This is a genomic window from Phenylobacterium sp. (genome assembly GCF_035944335.1).
Taxonomy (GTDB): Bacteria; Pseudomonadota; Alphaproteobacteria; order Caulobacterales; family Caulobacteraceae; genus Phenylobacterium.
Map to the genome: position 1 here is coordinate 87,490 of NZ_DASZBG010000085.1, position 20,135 is coordinate 107,624.

Genomic DNA, 20,135 nt, shown 5'->3' on the forward strand with positions numbered 1-20,135 from the left:
CGGGCCGGGAGGCGGGCGAAACCGTGACCGATCGTCTGCCAGTGCTCATCGGCGTGGGCCAGTTCACCTATCGCGGCGATCCGGCGGTCTCGCCGGGGCCGACCGCCCTGCTGAAGATTGCGGCGGAACGGGCGGCGAGGGATGCGGGCCTGGGCGCCTCGGCCCTGGCCGGGATCGACGGCCTGGCCGTGGCCGGGTTCGCGGTGGATGCGCCGGGCGACCGGCGACCGATCCCGCGCAGCTCGAACCCGCCGCAGAGCCTCGCCCGGCGGCTGGGGGCGAGCCCGGCGTGGAGCGTCTATTCGCATGTCGGCGGCAACACGCCCCAGCACATGATCAATGTGATCGCCGGGCGGATCGCGGCCGGCGAGACGGAGCTGGCGCTGGCGGTGGGCGCCGAGTTCCTGGGCTCGGCGACCAAGCGGTTGAAGCAGGGGCTCTCCTTCGATGACTGGGTGGGCGAGGAGGACCAGGACCTGCCCGCGCCGCAGCGCATCGGCGATGACCGCCCGGGCGTCAGCGCCTACGAGGCCCGCCACGGTCTGGTCAGGCCGATCAACACCTATCCGCTGTTCGAAAACGCGCTTCGGGCCCGCGACGGCCGCTCCATCGCCGACCATCAGGCCCGCCTCGGCCAGCTGTTCGCCCGCTTCACCGAGGCGGCGGCGGCCAATCCGTACGCCTGGTTCCCGGTGGCGCGCTCGGCGGACGAGCTGGTCACCGTCTCGGAGAAGAACCGGATGGTGGGCTTCCCCTATCCGAAGCTGCTGAACGCCATCATGGAGGTCGACCAGTCGGCCGCGGTAATCCTGGCCAGCGAGGCCAAGGCCCGCGAGCTCGGCGTCCCGGAGGACAAGTGGGTCTATCTGCACGGCTGCGCCGACGCCCACGATCTGTGGCATGTGCTGGAGCGGCAGGATTTCCACTCCAGCCCGGCCATGCGCTGGACCGGCGAACAGGCGCTGGCGATGGCCGGGATCGGGATGGACCAGGTGGCCCACATCGACCTCTATTCCTGTTTCCCGGTCGCGGTGGAGATCGGCGCCGAGGAACTGGGTCTGTCGCTGGACGATCCGCGGGGCTTCACGGTGACCGGCGGACTTCCCTACGCCGGCGGGCCAGGCAACAACTACGTCATGCATTCCATCGCCGCGATGGCTGAGACGCTGAGGGCGCAGCCCCAGTCCTACGGCCTCGTCACGGCCAACGGCTGGTATCTGACCAAGCAGTCGACGGGGGTGTGGTCGGCGCGGCGGCCCGATCGGCCGTTCGAGCGGCAGGACCCGGCGGTGCTGCAGCGCCGCATCGATGCGCTTCCCCATCCCGACGTCATCGAGGCGCCACAGGGCCGTGCTCAGATCGAGACCTACACCGTGGTCCACAAGCGCGATGGCCCGTTCCTCGGCATTGTCGTGGGCCGCGACGACGCCGGCCGCCGGTTCGTCGCCCACGCGCCGAACGATCCTGCCACCCTCTCAGGCCTGGAGGCCGGCGAGCAGGTGGGCCGTCCCGGAACCGTCCGCCCGGCCAAACTCGGCCAGACCAACCTCTTCATCCCGGATTGATCCCATGCCGCGCCTCTACCTCATCCGCCACGGCAAGCCGGCCGCCACCTGGGGCGACGCCGACCAGGATCCGGGCCTCGACGAGACCGGCCAGGCCCAGGCCCGCGCCGTCCGCGACTGGCTCTTGGCGCTGCCGAAGGACGAGCAGCCCCAGCGGGTGGTGAGTTCGCCGCTGCGCCGCTGCCGCGAGACCGCCGAGCCGACCGCGGCGGCGCTGGGTGTCGCCATCGAGGTCGACCCGATCGTGGGCGAGATCCCGACGCCCGCGGCCCTGCATCCCAACGAGCGGGCGAGCTGGCTCAGGCAGGTGTTCCAGGGCACCTGGGGTGAGATCCAGGGCGACTTGGATTACGACCAATGGCGGCGCGACATCGTGGGCTCGCTGCGGTCGCGCGGCGACACGGCGGTGTTCTCGCACTACGTGGCGATCAATGCGGTGGTCTCGCACCTGCTGCGCGACGAGAAGGTGCTGCATTTCGGGCCCGATCACACCTCCATCACCGTGCTGGAGACCGACGGCACGGGCTTGACCCTGGTGGCCAAAGGACGCGAAGCCTCCACCGGAGTGCTTTGAGACGGAGCGGCCCTTGGCGGCGCGACAGATCCTCACGGTCGCCGAGACGGCGCAGGCCGACAAGGCCGCCATCGCGGCGGGCACGCCCGGCTCCGTCCTGATGGAGCGGGCCGGGACGGCCGTGGCCGACGCCGTGGCGGCCCATTTCCGCCCCCAGGACGTCATCGTCGCCTGCGGACCAGGCAACAACGGCGGCGACGGCTACGTGGCGGCCAGAGTGCTGAAGGCGCGTGGCTGGCCCGTGCAGGTCCGGGCGCTGGGCGAGCCCACGACGGAGGACGCGAAGGCGGCGCGGGCGCTGTGGGACGGGCTGGTCGGGCCGCTAGACGGCGGCTTCGGCGAGGCCGTGGTCGTTGACGCGATGTTCGGCGCCGGGCTGTCGCGGCCGCTGCAGGGCGCGGCGGCGGCGGCGGCGCAGGCCATGGCCCAGGTCTCCGAAAAGGTGGTGGCGGTGGATGTTCCGAGCGGCGTGCCGGGCGACACCGGCAAGCCCCTGGGCCCCAGCGCCTCTGCGCGGCTGACGGTCACCTTCCAGGCCAAGAAGCCGGCCCATGTGCTGGAGCCGGGCCGCGGTCTTTGCGGCGAGGTCCTGGTCGCGGACATCGGCCTGGGCGAGACCTCGGCGAAGCTGTTCGAGAACGGCCCCGAGCTCTGGCTGGCGCGCTTCCCGTGGCCGGACGCAACCAGCCACAAGCATGCCCGCGGGCGGCTGATCGTGGTCTCGGGCGAAGCCTGGAGCACCGGGGCGGCGCGGCTCTCGGCGCGGGGAGGCCTTCGCATCGGCGCGGGCCTGGTGACCCTGCTGTCGCCGCCGGACGCCCTGGCGGCCAATGCGGCGCACCTGGAAGCCATCATGCTGCGCGGCTTCGAGACCGACGTGGAGCTGGAGCAGGGCGCGGCCCAGGTGGACGCCGCGGTCATCGGCCCGGCGGCCGGCGTCTCGGAATCGACCCTGCTGAACGTCCTGGCGCTGGCCCGGACGGGCGCCGCCCTGGTGCTCGACGCCGACGCCATCACCGTGTTCCGCGACGATCCGGAGGAGCTGTTCTCCCTGCTCGACCGCGACGACGTGCTGACCCCGCACCCCGGCGAGTTCGACCGCATCTTCCCGGGCCTGCTGGCCGGGTCTCCGGAGCGGATCACCGCGGCGCGCAAGGCCTCGGAGCGGGCGGGCGCCGTGGTGCTGCTGAAGGGCTCCGACACCGTCATCGCCGCGCCGGACGGGCGCTGCGCTGTCAACGCCAACGGCTCGCCGTGGCTGGCCACCGCCGGCTCCGGCGACGTGCTGGCCGGCTTCATCGGCGGGCTGGTCGCGCAGGGTATGGAAAGCTTCGAGGCCGCCTGCGCCGGAGCCTGGATCCACGCCGAATGCGCCGAGCTGCACGGACCGGGCCTGATCTCCGAGGACCTGCCGGGCCTGGCGCCGGCCGTGCTGCGGCGGCTGTTCGACGAGCGCTAGCGGGCTCATCCCCAGGCGCGGCGGTTCAATCCACAGCTCAGGCCCGCCGGGCCTTTGCGCCGGCCCGCGATTCGGTCGCAGGCTTGCCTCAGGCCAAGCGTTTCTGAGGAGCCGTCGATGGAGGTCGAACGCCTCTCGCCCGTGAACCAGGACCTGCTGCGGCAGGCCCTGCCGCAAGGCCAGCTGGTCAATGTGCTGTACCGCGACGGATCGCGGCTGGACGCAGGCTTCGAACGCGAGCGCCGCTGTTTCGCGCTCGGCGAACGCGGCTGGCTGAGCTTCCTGGGCTGGGACGGCCGGCCGGCGGACGGCGCCGACTGCCTGTCGCGCTGGGCGCTCACCGCCGAGGCGCAGGCGCTGCTCGGCGGGGCGTGAGCGCGGCCTGGCCTCCGGCCAAATTATTCGTCCTCTGGGCAAGCCCCGGGATGACGGTCTGGATGCGTGGTTGCTACTCCCCGGCGGTCAGCGCCAGGAGCGCAAACGAAGCCAGCCAGTGTTCGCCCATGTAGTCGCCGGCCACGTGCGGCAGGCTGGCGGCCAGGTGGCGTGAGGCGGCGGCTTCGGCGGCGGCGCGCGTGGGGTCGCCCGGCGGCAGGGTCGCGGCGATCTCGCGCCAGCACCAGGCGCGGGAGAAGTTGAGGCCGTCCAGATGGGCGATCTTGCCGTCGCTGCGGTCGCTGACCGTGGCGGGCTGGAACAGGCTCCTGGGCTCGCCGCGGGCGGCGCGCGGCAGGAAGTTGGCGAGCCAAGCGCGGAAGTCCTCGGGCTCCAGGAAGCGTCGCATACACTCGGCTTCGATGAGCGTGGGCGAGAGGAAGTCGTCCTGAGATGGCTCCCAAGCTTGGGCATCGCGGTCGCCGAGGTACCAATAGCGGACCTTGTGCGCCATCTGGACGAGGAGGCCGATATCCCCGGCCGCTTCGGCGTAGTCGCGGGCGAGTGCGAAGGCGAAGGCCGTCGAAGAATGTACACCCGTGCGGATCGGGTAGTCCGCTTTTGGGATGAAGAGGGAGAAGCGGTCGGCGAAGGCTTCGGCGAGCGGGCGCAGCGCGGCGGCCCAGCGATGGTTGTCGGCGGCCATGAGCTCGGCCTGCAGCTTCAGGAGCCAGCCCCAGCCGTAGGGCCGCTCGAACCCGCGGGCCGACGGCCGCTGTAGATAGTGGACCTCGCCGGCCACCTTCTGGGGCGTCAGCTGCGCCTCGAAAAGGGCGCGGATGGCCGGGGCCTCGGGGATGCCGGGCTCGCGACGCAGGAGGCTCGCCAGCAGCCAGTAGCCGTGGACGCAGGAGTGCCAGTCGAAGCTGCCGTAGAAGACCGGGTGCAGGGCCTGGATGCCCAGCGCGTCGGCCTCGCTCTCCAGCACGTGGTCGAGCTTGTTGGGATAGGGCCGGGTGACGTGGCCCAGCGCAATGGCCGCGAACTTGGACGCGAGCTGCGGCGTCAGGCGCTGCGCGGCGCTATCTGGGGAAGGCGAAGGCATACATCAGCACCATGTTGGCGGCGAGCATGAGAAGGGCGGTCGGGACCTGCGCCTTGATGACCGCATAGCGGTCGGGCAGTTCCAGCAGCGCCGGCGGCACGAGGTTGAAGTTGGCGGCCAGCGGCGTCATCAGCGTGCCGCAGAACCCCGAGAGCATGCCCAGCGAGGCGACCGCGGCCGGATGGCCGCCGAACCGGTGCATCAGGATTGGCAGGCCCACGCCGGCGGTCAGCACCGGAAAGGCGGCGAAGGCGTTGCCCATGATCATGGTGAAGCCGGCCATGCCCAGGCAGTAGACCGCGACGGCGGCGGCCCGGGTGTCCATGGGCAGCCAGTGGGTGACGAGATCGCCGATGACCTTGCCGACGCCGGCGAGCGCGAAGACCGCGCCCAGCGCGGCCAGCACCTGGGGCAGCAGCGCGGCCCAGCCGACGGTGTCCATCAGCCGCCGGCCTTCCTGCAGCGGACTGAGGATCGGCTGGCGCAGCAGGATCAGCGCCAGGCCGATGGCGATGACCGCCGCCAATGCCAGCGAGACCAGGGTCGATTGCTTGGGCTCGAGCAGCGGCTGGCCGGCGACATGCAGGGGCTTCAGCACCAGGATGGCGAACACCAGCACGACGGGAAGCGCCAGCGCCGGGATGAACAGCTTCTCGCCGAAGCGGGCGGCGAGCGCCTGGCGCTCCTGCGGCGAGGTGGTGGCCGGCTGGCCGCGGCCCAGCAGGCCCAGGCCCGCGATCAGGGCCAGGCCCACCACCAGGAAGCCGTTGCCGAGGTCGCCTAGGCGGTCGCCGGCCAGGAAGCTCAGCGACACCAGGCCCCAGAAGGCGGCGTTGCCCAGGCGCTTGGGATTGCTGCGATCGGTGGCGCTGAACACCGCGAAGGCGGCGAACATCAGGCCCGCCAGGACGTAGACGACCCCGAGCTTGATCATTCGGCCGCCGCCGTCCGGCTCGCCCTTTGGGCCGCGCGGCGCAGGCCGAGGTCGAAGAGCACGAGCCGCGTCCCGTGGATCAGGAAGGCGCAGACCGCCGAGGGGATCGCCCAGACCGAGAGCTGCAGAGGATCCAGGGTGATGCCGCTCTGGCTGAGGAAGCCCACCATCAGCAGGATCGAGCCGATCGCTACGAAGATGTCCTCGCCGAAGAAGACGCCGACGTTCTCCGTCGCCGAGGCCATGGCGCGGATGCGGTGGGTGGTTTCCGGCGGCAGGCGACCGACGCGATTCTCGACGGCGCCCTCCGCCATGGGGGCGATCAGCGGGCGCACCGTCTGGGCGTGGCCGCCGATGGAGATCAGGCCGATGGCCGCGGTGATCTGGCGGAACAGCAGGTAGGCGATCAGCAGCGGGCCCACCGACAGGCCCCTGAAGCGGGCGATGAGGGTCCTGGCGCGTTCCTGCAGGCCGGCGCGTTCCACCACGCCCACCAGTGGCAGGACGATCAGCACCGCGGAGACGAATCGGTTCTCGTTGAACGCCTTGCCGAGCGTCGCCAGCACCGTGAGCGGCGGCACGCCGGCCGCAAGCCCGGTGACCAGCGCGGCGACCACCACGACCAGCAGGGGATTGAACCGGGCCGCGAAGCCCAGGACGACCACGGCCACGCCCAACAGGGTCAGCATTCAGGCTCCCGCATAGTCCAAGTCGATGGAGTCATCAGCCCATCAAATTCAATATCTGACCGTCATGGCCGGGCTTGTCCCGGCCACCCAGACGCACCGGCGGCGCAGATCAGGGCGCGAAAGGCGCGGCAGATTGCTGAGAGTTCCGCGTTTCTGGGTGGCCGGGACAAGCCCGGCCATGACGGTCCTAATGTGTGGGATCATGGAGCCTCAAGCGTCGCGCGTGCGCAACCAGGCGTCGGCCAGGCGCAGGAAGCCGGCCACGTCGACGGTCTCGGCGCGGGCTTGGGGATCGAGACCGGCGGCCAGGGCGAGGGCCTCGCCGCCCCCGCCTTCATGGGCGAGCGTCTTCAGGCTGGCGCGGAGCATCTTGCGGCGCTGGCCGAAGGCCGCCGCTGTGACGGTTTGCAGGGCGTCGAGGCGCTGGGCCGAGGGCCGGTCGGCGCGCGGCGTCAGGCGCACCACGGCGGACTCCACCTTGGGCGGCGGGGTGAAGGCGCGGGCCGGGACGTCCATGACCACGCGGGCCTCGCTGGTCGCCTGGGCGATGACGGCGAGGCGGCCGTAGGCCTCGGCGCCGGGCTGGGCGGCGATCCGCGCGGCCACTTCCTTCTGAAACATCAAGGTGAGGGAGCGCGGCGTCCAGGGGCCCGTCAGCCACTTGATCAGCAGGGGCGTGCCGACATTGTAGGGGAGGTTGGAGACAACATGGGCTGGACCGCCGGCCAGGGCCGCCTCGTCGACCTTCAGCGCGTCGCCGATGACCAGGGTCAGCGCGCCGGCCGACGCCGCGGCGAGCTCCTCCAGCAACGGCCGGAAACGCTGGTCCTTCTCCACCGCGATGACCCGCGCGCCGGTCTCGACCAGGGCCCGCGTCAGGCCGCCGGGGCCCGGGCCGACCTCGATGACCGCATCGCCGGGCCGGAGGTCCGCCAGGCGGGCGATCTTGCGGGTGATGTTGAGGTCGAGGAGGAAGTGCTGGCCGAACGACTTCCGGGCCATCAGACCGTGATCGGCGAGAACCTCGCGCAGGGGCGGCAAGTCCGCCAGGCCGGTCACCCGCCCCGGGTCCGCGAGATATCCCGCGCCATCCGCAGGGCCGCGATCAGGCTGTCGGGCCGGGCCACGCCGCGGCCGGCGATGTCGAAGCCCGTGCCGTGGTCGGGCGAGGTGCGCACGATGGGCAGGCCGAGCGTCACGTTCACACCGCCCCAGAAGTCGAGCATCTTCACCGGGATCAGCGCCTGGTCGTGATAGAGGCAGACCACGGCGTCGTAGCGGGCGCGCATCTCCGCCGGGAACAGGGTGTCGGCGGGGTAGGGGCCGGTGGCGTCGACGCCGAGGTCCCTCAGCACGGCCACGGCCGGGCCCACGATCTCCACCTCCTCTCGGCCGAGCGTGCCGCTCTCGCCGGCGTGCGGATTGAGGCCGGCCACGGCGAGGCGCGGGCCCTCGACGCCGAAGTCGCGCCGCAGGGCCTGGGCGGTGACCAGGCCGGCATTGACGATGGTCTCGACGGAAAGCTTGCCGGCGACCTTGGCCAAGGGCTCGTGGACGGTGACCAGGGCAGCCCGCAGGTCGCCCGCGATCAGCATCATCACCGGGCCGCGCGCGCCCTGATAGGCGGTGGCGGCCGTCAACTCGCCGAGGAACTCGGTGTGGCCGGGGAACTTGAAGCCGGCCTGGTAGAGCGGGGCCTTGGCGATGGGCCCGGTGACCACGCCGCTGACCGCGCCGGAGAGCGCCAGGCCGACGGCGGTCTCGATCCACTGGATGATCGCCGCCGCAGCCGCCGCGGAGGGATGGCCGGCGACCACCGGGGCGCGCAGCGGCAGGTCGAGGACCGGCAGGGCGTCGGGGAAGATCGCGGCGGCTTCGTCGGCGGAGGCCACGCGGCGCAGCAGCTTCGACCCCGCGCCCGAGGCGGAGGCCAGCGCGTCATGGTCGCCGACCACCACGAAGGCGGGCCCCTCTTTGCGGAGCGCGTTCCAGGCCTTGACGACGATCTCCGGGCCGATGCCGGCCGGATCGCCGAGGGTGAGGGCTAGGGGTTGCCCCGTCACCGCGTCTCGATGGTCGCCGAGGTGCGCAGGTCGCGCATGTATCGGCGGGAGATCATGGAGAGCTGCTGGCCGTAGAGGCGGTTCTCGATCTGCTCGTGGGTGATCTGCTGGCCGTTGGAGGCGTGCTTGCTGCACACCGCCACCAGATGCAGGCCGACGTTGGTCTGGATCGGCGCCGAGACCTGGCCGGGCTGCAGGGTTTCCGCCGCCTGGCGGAACTGTGGCGCGAGGTCGGTGATCTCCGCCTCGCCCAGGTCGCCGCCAACCACGCCGGGCACGGTGGCGGCCACCTTCTCGATGTTGTCGCAGCCCTTGATCTGGACGCGCAGGGTCTCGAGCTTAACGCGGGCGGATTCGACGTCGCCGGCGCTGGGCTGGGGCGGCAGGGCGATGGCGGCCTGTTTCAGCGCCACCAGGGTCGAGCCGGCGCCGGAGCGCTTTTCCTTGAGGTAGACGATGTAGACGCCGTCCTTCACCGGGATCGGGGCGGACAGCTGGCCGGGGCGCAGCTGCTCGAGGGCGGCGTCGACCTCGGCCGGCATCTCGCCGGGGCTGACCCAGCCGGCGTCGCCGCCGGCGGCGGCGGTGGCCGAGGCGGAGAACTGGCGGGCGACGGCGGCGAAGGGCGCACCCTGCTGCAGCTGAGCCACCAGTTGCTGGGCGCCCTGCAGGGCGGTCGCCTGACCGCCCACGCGGCTCGCGTCGATGAACACTTCGCTGAGGTTGTACTGCGGCTTGGTGGCGTCGGCCGCCATCCGCTGCTGCATGGCCTTGATCTGGTCCTCGCCGATGCGCAGGCGGCTGCCATAGCGGCCGCGGATCCAGGTCTGCCAGCTGAGCTGGGCGCGCAGCTGCTGGCGGAAGGTGTCGGGGCCCACGCCCTGCTGGGCGAGCGCGGCCAGGAATTGCGCCCCGGTCAGGTTGTTCTGCTTGGCGTAGCCCTCGAGCTCGGCGGTCACCTCGTCCTCGGTGGCGATGATGGTGAACTTCTGCTCCTTCTCGACCCGCTTCAGCTCCTGCATCTGCAGACGCTCGTCGATCAACGAGACCAGCGCCTCGCGCTCGAACTGCGGCAGGGTCTGCTCGGTGGGCTGCACGCCGGAGGTGGCGATCAGGAGGCGCACGCGCTGGCCGAGGTCGTAGGTGGAGATGATCTCGTCGTTGACGATGGCGGCCACGGCCTCGGAGACGCCGCGCGGGGCGGCGGGCGCGGCGGCCGGCGGGGCGGGCGTCCCGGCGCCCAGCGGCCCGCGCAGGTCCTGCGCGTGAGCGCCCATTGGGGCGAAGAGAGGCAGGCCGATGGCCAGCGCGAGAGACAAAGCTGCGCCCCGCGCCCCCGGGCCGGTGACGTTACGCGCGCGCATCATGGTTGAGATCATTCCTTCGAGCGGCCTCATGGGCCCGCATTCCTATCGCACTGTAAATGGAGAACCCAATGTGGCGAGCGTTAGGCGCAAGGCAATCGAATCCGTCGGACCCAACCGGCCGATGATGGTGTCCTCCCGCCTGTAGATGACGTCGATCCGCGCGCAATCGTCGCGGTAGTAGACGCCGAGGTCGCGGATCACCCAGGCCTTCTGGATGAGGTCGCGGTTGCCGTAGGCGGTGACGCCCCAGTTCTTCCCGATGGGCACGTCGCCGCCCATTTCGAAGTTCTCGATTCGCTGGCCCGCGGGGATCAGGGCGTTCCCCACCAGGGTCGGGCCCAGCACATTGGCGTCGTCGCGCAGGTAGCGCACATAGCCCGAGCCCCACTTGTTGGCGACGTTCGCGCCGGCCTCGGCGCGGTGGACGCTGAAGTCGTTGGCGTCCAGCCGGGCGCGGGCGAAGAACGACAGCCAGCTCAGGGGCTTGGCGTCGGCGGCGACGATCCAGTCCGAGGACGTGGTCTGCAGGCCGCTGTTGGCCGGGAAGACGGTGTTGCGCTCGGCCCGGAAGCTGCGCCCGACCAGGAGGTTGGCGCGGCGCGCGTCGTCCCACATCACCGAGACCCGCCCGCCGACGTTCAGCCGGGTCCCGTCCTCGTAGAGGTCGTAGCCGGGGAACTTGTTGGCGCGGAACAGGGTGGTCTCGTCGAACTCGAAGGCGACGCTGTCCTCGTTGAGGAAGATGGGCTTGCCCGAGGCGTCGTGGCCCACCACGATCTGGCGCGCGCGCGGCGAGACAGCCAACTGGGCGATCGGCTCGACGACCACGGTGGCGTCGCGCCAGCGGCGATACATGGGATAGGTCAGGTCGGCGCCGGCCACCACCAGGCCGCGGGCCTCGGACTTCGTCGTGGTCTGGGCGCCCGCGCCGGTCAGCACATCGCCCAGGCTGTAGCCGTCGGCGCGGACGTTGAGGAACGGCTCCAGGCGCAAGCCCGAGGCGGATGTGTAGGCGCTGCGCCAATCGAGCTCGCCGCTGGCGCGGCGGCTGTCGAGGCCGGGCAGGCGCGTGGTCGGATCGGTGGGCGACTGGTCGCGGGTCAGGGCCACGGCGCTGGCGTTCACCCGCAGCCGCCCGCCCAGGATCTTCTCGGGCACGTCGTAGCGGGCCTCGATCAGCGGGGCGACCAGGGGGAAGGTGCGGTCGTTGTCGCCGGCCCGCAGGCCCTGGAAGCTCATGGCCGCGGCGGAGAAGTAGGACTGCTGGTCCTGGCGAGCCGTGTAGACCTGGCTGATCAGCCGCCGGTCGTCGGGGATGTAGGGGCCACGCGTCTCGTAGACATTGCCGATCTGGTATTTGTCGAACAGCAGCGGGTCTGAGGTCCGCTCGGCGGTGAAGCCCCAGCGCCAGGCGTCCGTGAGCTGGAAGCCGCCGCGGGCCAGGATATAGCTGCGGTTGGTGTTCTCGCCGAAGCTGTGGCCGGTGCCGTCGAAGTCGGTGTCGTGGGTGTAGCCGAACCGCGCGTCGACCTCGCCGGAATAGAAGCGCTCGCGGAAGCGGCCGTTGAGGAACGGATTGACCTTGGTGTTGATCTGCGGGCTCAGCGTCAGGTCGGCGTAGGGCGAGAGCACGAAGAGATAGGGCTGCTCGTAGGAGAAGCCGCGGCGGTCGGAGATCTGGATCTTCGGACCGAGCAGGCCCGAGCCGCGCTCGGCCGACGGGTCGGCGTGCCAGAACATCGGCAGGTAGAGGATCGGCACGCCCAGCACGTGGATGCGGGCGTGGCGGTAGTAGATCACGTGGTGGACCTTGTCCTCCACGATGCGGTCGGCGCTGATCGACCAGGACGGGGTCTTGGCGTGGCCCTCGGCGCAGATCGGGCAGGGCGTGTAGATCGCCCGGTTCAGCTCGCGGATGTCTTCCGAACGCTGCACGGCCGAGGCGCCGGCCAGCTTGATCTCGGTGTGCTGGGCGTCGTTGGTCGGGATGCGCGCGGCGAAGCCCTGGGCGACGCCGGCCTTCATCTTGTCGTCGAGCACCATCTCGTCGGCGTATTCGCTGCTGCCGTCGGCGTTGAGGATCTGCACGTGGCCGATGGCGCGGATGACCCCTTGGCCCTGCTGATCGCCCTGGCGGTAGATCACCTTGTCGGCGCGCAGGGTGCGGTCCTGGTAGCGGATTTCGACGGACCCTTCGGCGGTGGCGACCTTGTGCTCGTCGTCGCGGATGATCTGGTCGGCTTCCATGTAGAGCTCGCCCGGCTGCAGGCCGTCGGGGATCGGCGGCGGCGCGGGGGCGGGGCGGAAGGCGCGGGCGGTCTGGGTCGCCGCCGGGTTCGCCCACAGCACCGCCATGGCCGCACCCGCGAGCAGGGTCAGTCTGGCGGCAGACGGCGGGCGCCGGCGCGGTCTCATGAAAGCTATGGATCCCCTATCCGGCGCAGCCGGTACGAAACGCGGCCTGACCGATGCATAGCCGGGCAGGCAAAGGATTCAACCGTCTTCGGTGAAGAACAGCAGGCTGAGGCCCGCGAGCAACGCCACCAGGGCCGGGGCCCAGGCGGCGGCGAACAGCGGGATGATGTTGGCCTTGGCCAGGGCGCCGGCGAACTGATTGAAGAAGAACAGCACGAATCCCAGCGCGACCCCGGCGCCGGCCAGGCCCGCGAGGCCCCCGAGTCGCGCCAGGCGCAGGGAGAAGGCCGCCGCCAGGATCGACATGGCCGCATAGAGCACCGGCGTCGCCAGGAGTTGGAACAGCCGCAGCCGGTAGCCGGCCGCCGAGAAGCCCGCCTGCTCGGTGAGCCGGATGGCCTCGGGCAGGCGCCAGAAGGAAATCGCCTCGGGCGAGGTGAACCGTTCCATGGCCGATTCGGCGTCGAGGGTTGAGCGGATGGACAGCGTGTCGGAGTGCACCGAGCTTTCGCCGGCGGTCGCCTCGCGGACCTCCTTGAGCTGCCAGAAGCCCGGCATCAGGCGGGCCTCGGAGGCCTCGATTCGCTGGCGGAAGACCGGCGCGCCGGTGGGGCTCTTGGTGTAGATGAACAGCGAGACGCCGCGCAGCCGCACATAGCCCTGGACCGTGTCGCGGGCCTTGGCGTGGATGACGATCTGCGTGCGGTCGTCACCCTGCCGCAGCCAGATGTCCTGCGGGATATCGCCCAGGTAATTCTGCATCAGGTGGTTGCGTTCAGCCTCGAAGCGGCTGTTGAGCGCCGAGGCCACAGGGTTCAGCAAGATCACGGCCAAAATGCCGATGACGAAGGCCCCGCCGGCCGAGGGCAGGATGAAGCGCCAGGCCGAAACGCCGGCCGCGCGCATGGCGACCAGCTCGCTGCGCCGGTTGAGGCCCACGAAGGCGCCGATGCCGCCAAACAGGAAGACGAACGGCAACAGCACCTGGATCAGCGAGGGCGCCCTCAGCAGGGTCAGCCAGAAGACCTGGCTCACGGCCACGTCGGCCTTGACGCCCACCCCCCGCGACAGGTCGACGAACTCCACCAGCAGGATCACCGCCGAGATCACGGCGAGCGCCGCCCCGACGCTGCCCATCACGCGGCCGACCACGTAGCGTTCGATGCGCCCGGTCCCGATCATGTGGCGGCCGCCAGGGCTGGGCGCGGGCCTTGTGGCATGGCGATCCGCCGGGCGGCGCGCTGGCGGAAGATGCTGCGCAGCGCGAAGGCCGTGGCGCCCAGCGGGACGGCATATTGCAGGACATTCAGCCAGACATTGCTCTCGCAAGCCGCCTGGGCGACGAAGCCGAGGATGCGGGTGAGCGCCGCGACTGCGGCCATGCCGGCGATGCGACGCCCGTAGCCCAGCCGCGAGAAGCCCCCGCCGATGATCGCCGACAGCGCCAGCGCCATGAAGGCGATGTTGTAGAGCGGGGTGGCGATGCGGGCGTTGCCCTCGGCCAGCAGGCTCTTGCGGTTGCGCTGCTCCCAGCTCTGCTTCAGGTCGGGGAAGAACAGCTCGTGCTCGAAGCGGTCGGACGGCTTGTAGGCGACCAGCTCGGCGGTATTGGAGAGCGCCGCCAGGTCGAAGGTGTACTCATCGGAGGTCAGGAAGTTGAGCACGCCGGCGGGCGAGAACTCCTGGGTGGATTCGTTCTGCAGGATCAGCACCGGGCGGCCCAGCCGCTTGGCGATGTGGCCGCGCTCGGCCATGTAGGTGGTCGACCCGCCGTCCGACTTCGTCTGATGGATGAAGAGATTGTGGAAATAGCCTTTGCCATCGATGCTTTGGGCATAGACGGTCAGACCCGGCGCCGGCTCAGTGAACTCACCCTCGCGCACCAGGGTGGAGGCCAGGTCGGTCCTCACCCTGAACAGCTCGTCGCGCATCGCCCGCTGGGCGATCGGCTGCAGGAAGAGGTTGGACAGCAGCATGATGAAGGCGATGGTCCCGGCCAGCCGGATGGCCGGCGAGATCACCCGCCAGCGGCTCATGCCGCCGGCGAAGCAGACCACGATCTCCTGCTCGGTGTGCAGCCGGTTGAGCGCCACCAGGGCGGCGACGAAGACCGCCACCGGCAGCACCATGTTGATCAGCTGCGGCATGGCCAGCAGGGTGACCTGCAGGAAGACCAGGGCGCTCTGGCGCTGGTTGACCATCAGGTCGAGCGCCGAGAGGCTCTGGCTCAGCATGGCCACGGCGGTGAGGGCCGCGGTCGCCAGCACCGTGGGCCCGAGAAGCTGACGCAGGAGGTATCGATCAATCAGGCGCATGCGCAATAAATACGGCTCACCCGGAGGATTTGGCGCGCCCCGGCCGCGAAGCTGTTCTAAATCATGCGTCGCCGCCCCGCACAACCGGCCCCGTGCCGGCCCTGATCGGGCGGCGCCCGCAAGCCCCTGAAGCCTTAAGAGAGTTCCGATGGAAATCGAGTTCGTCGCGGCCGAGGCCGCCGCGCCGCAGAAGACCGCGCTGGCGCGGGTGGTGTTCGAGGGCGCGGCCCTGGACGGTCAGCTGGCCCGCGCCGCGGCCGCCAGCCGGTTCACCGGCGCCAAGGGCCAGACCCTGGACATCCTGGCGCCTGCCGATGGCCTTGGGGGCGGCGCGGCCCGGCTGGTCCTGGTGGGCGCGGGCAAGGCCGACGGCTTCGACGCCATCGCCGCCGAGCATGCCGCGGCCACGGCCTATTCCGCGGTGAAGGCCTCGGGGCTGGAGGTGCTGCGCATCGAGCTTCCGGTCGCCGATCCGCCGTTCGCGGCGCGCGCCGCCCTGGGCGTGCGCCTGGCCAGCTATCGCTTCGACAAGTACCGGACCAAGGAGCCGGCGGAGAAGAAGCCCTCGATCGGCAAGACCCAGGTGGTCACCGGCGATGCGGACGCGGCGCTGGCCGCCTTCCCGGCGCTGGCGGCCCTGGCCGATGCGATCAGCTTCACCCGCGACCTGGTCTCCGAGCCGCCGAACGTCCTCTATCCGGCCGAGTACGCCCGCCGCGTGAAGGCGCTGGAGAGCCTCGGCCTGGAGGTCGAGATCCTCGGCGAGGCGGAGATGACGAAGCTCGGCATGGGCTCGCTGCTGGGCGTCGGCCAGGGCAGCATCCGCGAGAGCCAGCTGGTGGTGATCCGCTGGAATGGCGCGGCCGACAAGACGGCCCAGCCCGTCGCCTTCGTCGGCAAGGGGGTCTGCTTCGACACCGGCGGCATCTCCATCAAGCCGGCCGACGGCATGGAGGACATGAAGTGGGACATGGGCGGCTCGGCCGCCGTCGTGGGCCTGATGCACGTGCTGGCCGGCCGCAAGGCCAAGGTGAACGCCGTCGGAATCCTCGGCCTCGTCGAGAACATGCCCGACGGCAACGCCTACCGTCCGGGCGACGTGCTCACCTCGATGTCCGGCCAGACCATCGAGATCATCAACACCGACGCCGAGGGCCGCCTCGTGCTGGCCGACGCCGTCTGGTACTGCCAGGACCGCTTCAAGCCGAAGTTCATGGTCGACCTGGCGACGCTCACCGGGGCGATCATCATCTCGCTCGGCAACGACTACGCCGGCCTGTTCTCCAATAACGACGAGCTGTCGGGCAACCTGCTGGCCGCCTCCGCCGCCGAGGGCGAGCCGCTTTGGCGCATGCCGCTGCCGGAGGCCTACAACAAGCAGATCGACTCGATGATCGCCGACGTGAAGAACACCGGCGGCCGGCCGGGCGGTTCGATCACCGCGGCCCTGTTCATCCAGAAGTTCATCAATGGCGTGCCCTGGGCGCACCTCGACATCGCCTCGACCGCCTGGAAGAAGCCCTCGAGCGTCCCGACCATCCCCGAGGGGGCCACCGGCTACGGCGTTCGCCTGCTGAACCGCATGGTGGCCGACAAGTACGAGGGCTGAGCCCGCCGTGGCGCGGTTCGTCCTGCTGCACAGCCCGCTGCTGGGCCCCTCCAGCTGGCGGGCGGCGGCCGATGAGCTGCGGGTCCTGGGCGAGGTCGCAGAGACCCCGGCCTGGCCCAGCCTGACCCGCCTGGACCACGGGTTCTACGTTCCGATGGCCGAGCACCTCGCGGGACAGGTGGCGCAGGACGGCGAGCCGCCCGTGCTGGTCGCCCACAGCGGGGCCGGCGCCCTCGTGCCGGCGGTCGCCGCGCGGCTTGCGAAGGTGAGGGGCGCGATCTTCGTGGACGCCATCCTGCCGCATCCGGCGCACAGCTGGTTCGAGACGGTCCCGCAGGACCTGCGCGAGCGCCTGCGGTCCGGCGTGCAAGCCGGGCTCCTGCCGCCCTGGCATGAATGGTGGCCGCCGGGCGCGCTGGCGCGGCTCGTGCCGGATGAGGCGGCCCGGCGCGGGCTGGCGGACGAGCTGGAGCCCATCCCCGCGGCCTATTTCGAGGAACCGGCGCCGGCCGGCGATGCGCCGCCGCAGTCTGCCTTTCTGAAGCTCAGCGAAGCCTATGAGGACGAGGCGAGGCTCGCCAACCGGCTGGGCTGGCCGCTGGTCCGGCTGCCGCTGCAGCATCTGGCCCCGATCAGTCACCCCGCGGCGGTGGCGGGGGCGTTGAAGGGACTGGCAGAGCGTCTCGCCGCCTGAGGCCTCAGCGCCGTCGGAACAGGGTGTCGCCGGCCAGGGCCAGGGCGGCGATGACCAGCGGCAGCAGGTAGTAGGACAGCCGGTAACCCAGGAAGGCGGCGGCCAGCGGGGCGGGGGCCGCGTCCGGCAGGAGGGTGGAGATCATGCCCTCGAACACCCCGGCGCCGCCCGGCACGCTGGAGATCAGCCCGACGACGCAGGCCACCGCATAGGCGCCCACGAAGCTCGCGTAGCTGGTCATGCCGTGCGGCAGCAGGATCCAGATGATGCCGGCGGCGATGCCGTTGTCGACCACGCCGAGGATCAGCTGGAACACCGCGTCGAGGGCGGTGGGCAGGCTGAGGCTGCGGCCGAAGGCCTTGAGCGGCTTGCCGTGGCGCAGCGCGCAGATGGCGATCCAGCCGAAGGAGCCGGTCAACAGCAGCACGCCGGCCGCACGCGCCAGCCATACCGGGATGGCGGTGGCCGAGAGCTCGGCGGTGCTGGCTAGCAGCAGGCCCCCGCCGCCCAGCGCGCCCAGGCCCACGGCGAAGGACATGCCGTTGAACAGGGTGGCGGCCGCGACCTGGGTCAGCCCGACCCCGTGGCGGTCGTAGAGCCGCGCACGGACGGCGCCGGCCACCAGCAGGTTCGCCCCGATGGCGTGGCCGATGGCGCTGGCCAGGAAGGAGCCCGCGATGGCGACCCCCCACGGCAGGGTTTTGCCGGCCCATCGCAGGCCCAGCCACTCGACGACGCCCATCAGGAGGAAGCTGAGCACCGCGAGCACCAGAGCTCCGAAGATCGCGGCATGGCCCCAGCCGTCCATGGCCCGGGCGACGGCCGTCCAGCTAAGGCCGCGGAATTCGCGGCGCAGCACGAAGAAGGCCGCGATCAGCAGGATCACCGGCACGATCCTGAGCGCCAGCTTGGTGTAGCGGACCAGCGGCCGCGCGGCGGCGGCCGGCAGGGCCTGGCCCAGCTCCGCCTCGACGGGCTTGGCGGGCGATGCGTTGGGTGGTGACTCGGATTTCAGCACGACGGCCTCAAGTGTCGGTCGAGTCGCAGGCGCAGGTCACCCGGTCAAGCCAGTGACCCGGCGTCACGGTTCCATCTTTGAGCGGAACCGAAGGCCACGGCGCAGGTTGTGGGAACAAGCCTTCCAAGCCCAAGGAGACCTCCCATGCCCCGGTTCGACTGGCGCGATCGTGACGCGGACCGACGCGACGCGCGACCCGACCCCCGCGAGCGAGAGGACTTCGGCCAGGCGGACTATTCCCGCGACTATGGCTATGACCCCGAAGCCCGCAGCGGCTATCGCGCGGCCGATCGCGTCGCGCCGGCCGGCGAGGACTATGGCCAGGCCGACTATTCCAGCGACTGGGCCTATGACCCCGACCGTGGCCCCTACCGCCGCTCCGCCGAGCCCGATGGCGGCCCGCGCGACCCCGAGGGGCGGTCCCGCGACGAGCGCGAGCCGCGCTCGTGGATGGGCCGGGCGGGAGACTTCCTGGCCGGCCGCGACGCCGCTGCCGATCCCCGCATCCCGCGCCGCCGCGGCCCGTCGGACCGGGTGCTCTGGGCGATCATCGTCGAACGGCTCGAGGACCAGCGCGGCCTCGACCTGCGCGATCTCGAGGTGCTGGTGGAGGACGCCGAGGTGACCCTGAACGGCACCGTCCGGCGCAAGGAGGACAAGCGGCGGATCGAGGACATCGTCGACATCGACGGCGTGCGCCACGTCCAGAATAATCTCCGCGTTCGGGACCGCGGCCACTGGACGTTCCTCTAGGCTGCGGATCGGTTCAGACCGCCCCGCGAGTCCGCCTCGGGAAGCGGCGCCGGAAGCGCTCGACCACCACCGGGGCGAAGGCCGCGGCCAGGCCGCCCATGTCGGCGACCCAGTTGTCCACCAGCGGCCAGATCTGCGCCCCCGACAGCAGATGGGTCGCCTCGAGCAGCACCGCGAAGGTGACGACGGACACGCCGATCCGGCGAAGCCTGGTGCGCGGCATGGCCGCCAACGCGAACAGGGCCGCCACATAGAAAGCCGCGAAATGCTCGAGGTAATGCGAGCGGACGAACTGCGGCACCATGGAACGCGGCAGGAAGACCGTAACGACGATCGCCAGCAGCGCGCCCAGGAACGCCAGCCGCGCCAGCACGGCCAGCGGCCCGGTGTCGGGATAGCGCCCCTCGCCGAAAAGCGACCTGTCCTCGACCTGCGGCGCGCCCTGGCTCATGGCGCGCGACGCTAGAAGGCTTCGGCCACCTGCGGAACCCCTTCGGGCCGCTCACCCGTTAGAAGACCATGAGCAAGGCCGTCACCGTCACCATTCCGCATGAGCTGGGCCGCGAAGAGGCCCGCAAGCGGATCGAGGCGGGGTTCGGCGACCTGTCGCGCCATCTGGGCGGCATGGGCTCGGTGACCAAGGCCTGGGACGGCGACCGGCTGTCCTTCGCCTTCGCCGCCATGGGCCAGGCGGTATCCGGGTCCGTGGACGTCGCCGACCGGGCGATCCGCCTCGAAGTCCTGCTGCCGACCCTGCTGGCGATGATGGCCGGCAAGTTGAAGGGCCGGCTGCAGTCGGAAGGCCAGCTGTTGCTGGAGAAGAAATAGCGCCGGGCTTTCCGGCGACCGATCAACCAGGAGCCAACCATGTCCCGCAAACAGACTGAAGAAGAGGCCCACCGCGCCTTCGCCCACGGCTCCAGCGGCTCCAATGCCGACATGGCCGTGGAAGGCCAGGCGCAGCACGAGGACCGGCACATCCAGACGCCGCATTCGCGTCCGGCGAAGCCCCTGCCGGAGGGCGAGAAGCACGATCACCTGGCCGACAAGGAAGCCTGCGCCGAGAACCGCCAGGAGGCGCTGCTGGACGAGGCGATCGAGGAGACCTTCCCCGGCTCCGACCCGATCAGCCCCAAGCACATCACCTGAACCTTGCCTCCCGCGTGAGCGGCGGCAAACGGGAGAGGGCAAGACGCGGCG

At 70.9% G+C, this 20,135-nt stretch carries 20 protein-coding genes; 9 read left to right on the forward strand and 11 right to left on the reverse strand.

Annotated elements, in window-relative coordinates; genetic code table 11:
• Window positions 1-23 precede the first annotated feature (23 nt).
• The 4 genes from VGT80_RS14365 (at window position 24) to VGT80_RS14380 (ending at window position 3,973) form a co-directional block, all read left to right on the forward strand.
• The gene (locus VGT80_RS14365; RefSeq protein WP_327456948.1) at window positions 24-1,565 is read left to right on the forward strand and encodes an acetyl-CoA acetyltransferase; all 1,542 of its coding nucleotides are present in this window, start codon (window positions 24-26) and stop codon (window positions 1,563-1,565) included.
• A gap of 4 nt (window positions 1,566-1,569) precedes the next feature.
• On the forward strand, window positions 1,570-2,139 hold the full coding sequence (locus tag VGT80_RS14370; RefSeq protein WP_327456950.1) for a histidine phosphatase family protein: 570 nt from the start codon (window positions 1,570-1,572) through the stop codon (window positions 2,137-2,139).
• 13 nt (window positions 2,140-2,152) lie between these two features.
• Complete coding sequence (locus tag VGT80_RS14375; protein WP_327456952.1) at window positions 2,153-3,598, forward strand: NAD(P)H-hydrate dehydratase; 1,446 nt, start codon at window positions 2,153-2,155, stop codon at window positions 3,596-3,598.
• A 117-nt stretch (window positions 3,599-3,715) separates the two neighbouring features.
• Window positions 3,716-3,973: a hypothetical protein gene (locus tag VGT80_RS14380; RefSeq protein ID WP_327456954.1), complete on the forward strand. Its 258-nt coding sequence runs from the start codon at window positions 3,716-3,718 to the stop codon at window positions 3,971-3,973.
• Window positions 3,974-4,046: 73 nt separating this feature from the next.
• Here VGT80_RS14380 and VGT80_RS14385 read toward each other — a convergent pair whose 3' ends face one another.
• The 9 genes from VGT80_RS14385 to lptF all read right to left on the reverse strand — a co-directional run bounded on the left by VGT80_RS14385 (window position 4,047) and on the right by lptF (window position 14,861).
• Window positions 4,047-5,078 carry a DUF2891 domain-containing protein gene (locus tag VGT80_RS14385; RefSeq protein ID WP_327456956.1) on the reverse strand — a complete coding sequence of 344 codons (1,032 nt, stop codon included), beginning with the start codon at window positions 5,076-5,078 and terminating at the stop codon, window positions 4,047-4,049.
• The gene (locus VGT80_RS14390) at window positions 5,056-6,012 is read right to left on the reverse strand and encodes a DUF979 domain-containing protein (RefSeq protein WP_327456958.1); all 957 of its coding nucleotides are present in this window, start codon (window positions 6,010-6,012) and stop codon (window positions 5,056-5,058) included. Before VGT80_RS14390 ends, VGT80_RS14385 begins: the two co-directional genes overlap by 23 nt.
• Window positions 6,009-6,701 carry a DUF969 domain-containing protein gene (locus tag VGT80_RS14395; protein ID WP_327456960.1) on the reverse strand — a complete coding sequence of 231 codons (693 nt, stop codon included), beginning with the start codon at window positions 6,699-6,701 and terminating at the stop codon, window positions 6,009-6,011. Before VGT80_RS14395 ends, VGT80_RS14390 begins: the two co-directional genes overlap by 4 nt.
• Window positions 6,702-6,911: 210 nt before the next feature.
• Window positions 6,912-7,703, reverse strand: a complete 792-nt coding sequence (rsmA, locus tag VGT80_RS14400; protein ID WP_327457000.1) for a 16S rRNA (adenine(1518)-N(6)/adenine(1519)-N(6))-dimethyltransferase RsmA — start codon at window positions 7,701-7,703, stop codon at window positions 6,912-6,914.
• Window positions 7,704-7,756: 53 nt separating this feature from the next.
• Complete coding sequence (gene pdxA / locus VGT80_RS14405) at window positions 7,757-8,764, reverse strand: 4-hydroxythreonine-4-phosphate dehydrogenase PdxA (protein WP_327456962.1); 1,008 nt, start codon at window positions 8,762-8,764, stop codon at window positions 7,757-7,759.
• Window positions 8,761-10,131 carry a peptidylprolyl isomerase gene (locus VGT80_RS14410; RefSeq protein ID WP_327456964.1) on the reverse strand — a complete coding sequence of 457 codons (1,371 nt, stop codon included), beginning with the start codon at window positions 10,129-10,131 and terminating at the stop codon, window positions 8,761-8,763. The genes pdxA and VGT80_RS14410 overlap by 4 nt, the downstream gene beginning before the upstream one ends.
• 42 nt (window positions 10,132-10,173) lie before the next feature.
• Window positions 10,174-12,546, reverse strand: coding sequence for an LPS-assembly protein LptD (locus tag VGT80_RS14415; protein ID WP_327456965.1), 2,373 nt, complete (start codon window positions 12,544-12,546; stop codon window positions 10,174-10,176).
• A 78-nt stretch (window positions 12,547-12,624) separates the two neighbouring features.
• Window positions 12,625-13,728 carry an LptF/LptG family permease gene (locus VGT80_RS14420; protein ID WP_327456966.1) on the reverse strand — a complete coding sequence of 368 codons (1,104 nt, stop codon included), beginning with the start codon at window positions 13,726-13,728 and terminating at the stop codon, window positions 12,625-12,627.
• A complete protein-coding gene (lptF, locus tag VGT80_RS14425) occupies window positions 13,725-14,861 on the reverse strand; it encodes an LPS export ABC transporter permease LptF (protein ID WP_327456968.1) in 1,137 nt (378 codons plus the stop codon). Before lptF ends, VGT80_RS14420 begins: the two co-directional genes overlap by 4 nt.
• Before the next feature lie 148 nt (window positions 14,862-15,009).
• On the opposite strand from lptF, the gene VGT80_RS14430 reads away from it, so the two are divergent.
• Window positions 15,010-16,470, forward strand: a complete 1,461-nt coding sequence (locus VGT80_RS14430; protein WP_327456970.1) for a leucyl aminopeptidase — start codon at window positions 15,010-15,012, stop codon at window positions 16,468-16,470.
• 7 nt (window positions 16,471-16,477) lie between these two features.
• Window positions 16,478-17,164, forward strand: a complete 687-nt coding sequence (locus VGT80_RS14435) for an alpha/beta fold hydrolase (protein ID WP_327456972.1) — start codon at window positions 16,478-16,480, stop codon at window positions 17,162-17,164.
• A gap of 4 nt (window positions 17,165-17,168) precedes the next feature.
• Here the strand turns inward: VGT80_RS14435 and VGT80_RS14440 are convergent, their stop codons facing one another.
• Entirely contained in the window at window positions 17,169-18,182 is a 1,014-nt protein-coding gene (locus tag VGT80_RS14440) for a lysylphosphatidylglycerol synthase domain-containing protein (RefSeq protein WP_327456974.1), read from the reverse strand.
• A 144-nt stretch (window positions 18,183-18,326) separates the two neighbouring features.
• Here VGT80_RS14440 and VGT80_RS14445 point away from each other — a divergent pair, with 144 nt between their 5' ends.
• Window positions 18,327-18,935, forward strand: coding sequence for a BON domain-containing protein (locus VGT80_RS14445; protein WP_327456976.1), 609 nt, complete (start codon window positions 18,327-18,329; stop codon window positions 18,933-18,935).
• Between the two features lie 13 nt (window positions 18,936-18,948).
• Here the strand turns inward: VGT80_RS14445 and VGT80_RS14450 are convergent, their stop codons facing one another.
• A complete protein-coding gene (locus VGT80_RS14450; protein ID WP_327456978.1) occupies window positions 18,949-19,386 on the reverse strand; it encodes a hypothetical protein in 438 nt (145 codons plus the stop codon).
• A gap of 68 nt (window positions 19,387-19,454) precedes the next feature.
• Between VGT80_RS14450 and VGT80_RS14455 the strand changes: the two genes are divergently transcribed.
• Window positions 19,455-19,763 (forward strand): polyhydroxyalkanoic acid system family protein, encoded by a 309-nt coding sequence (locus VGT80_RS14455; RefSeq protein WP_327456980.1) that lies wholly within the window; start codon window positions 19,455-19,457, stop codon window positions 19,761-19,763.
• A gap of 39 nt (window positions 19,764-19,802) precedes the next feature.
• Window positions 19,803-20,084, forward strand: a complete 282-nt coding sequence (locus VGT80_RS14460; protein WP_327456982.1) for a hypothetical protein — start codon at window positions 19,803-19,805, stop codon at window positions 20,082-20,084.
• The last annotated feature ends 51 nt before the right edge of the window (window positions 20,085-20,135 follow it).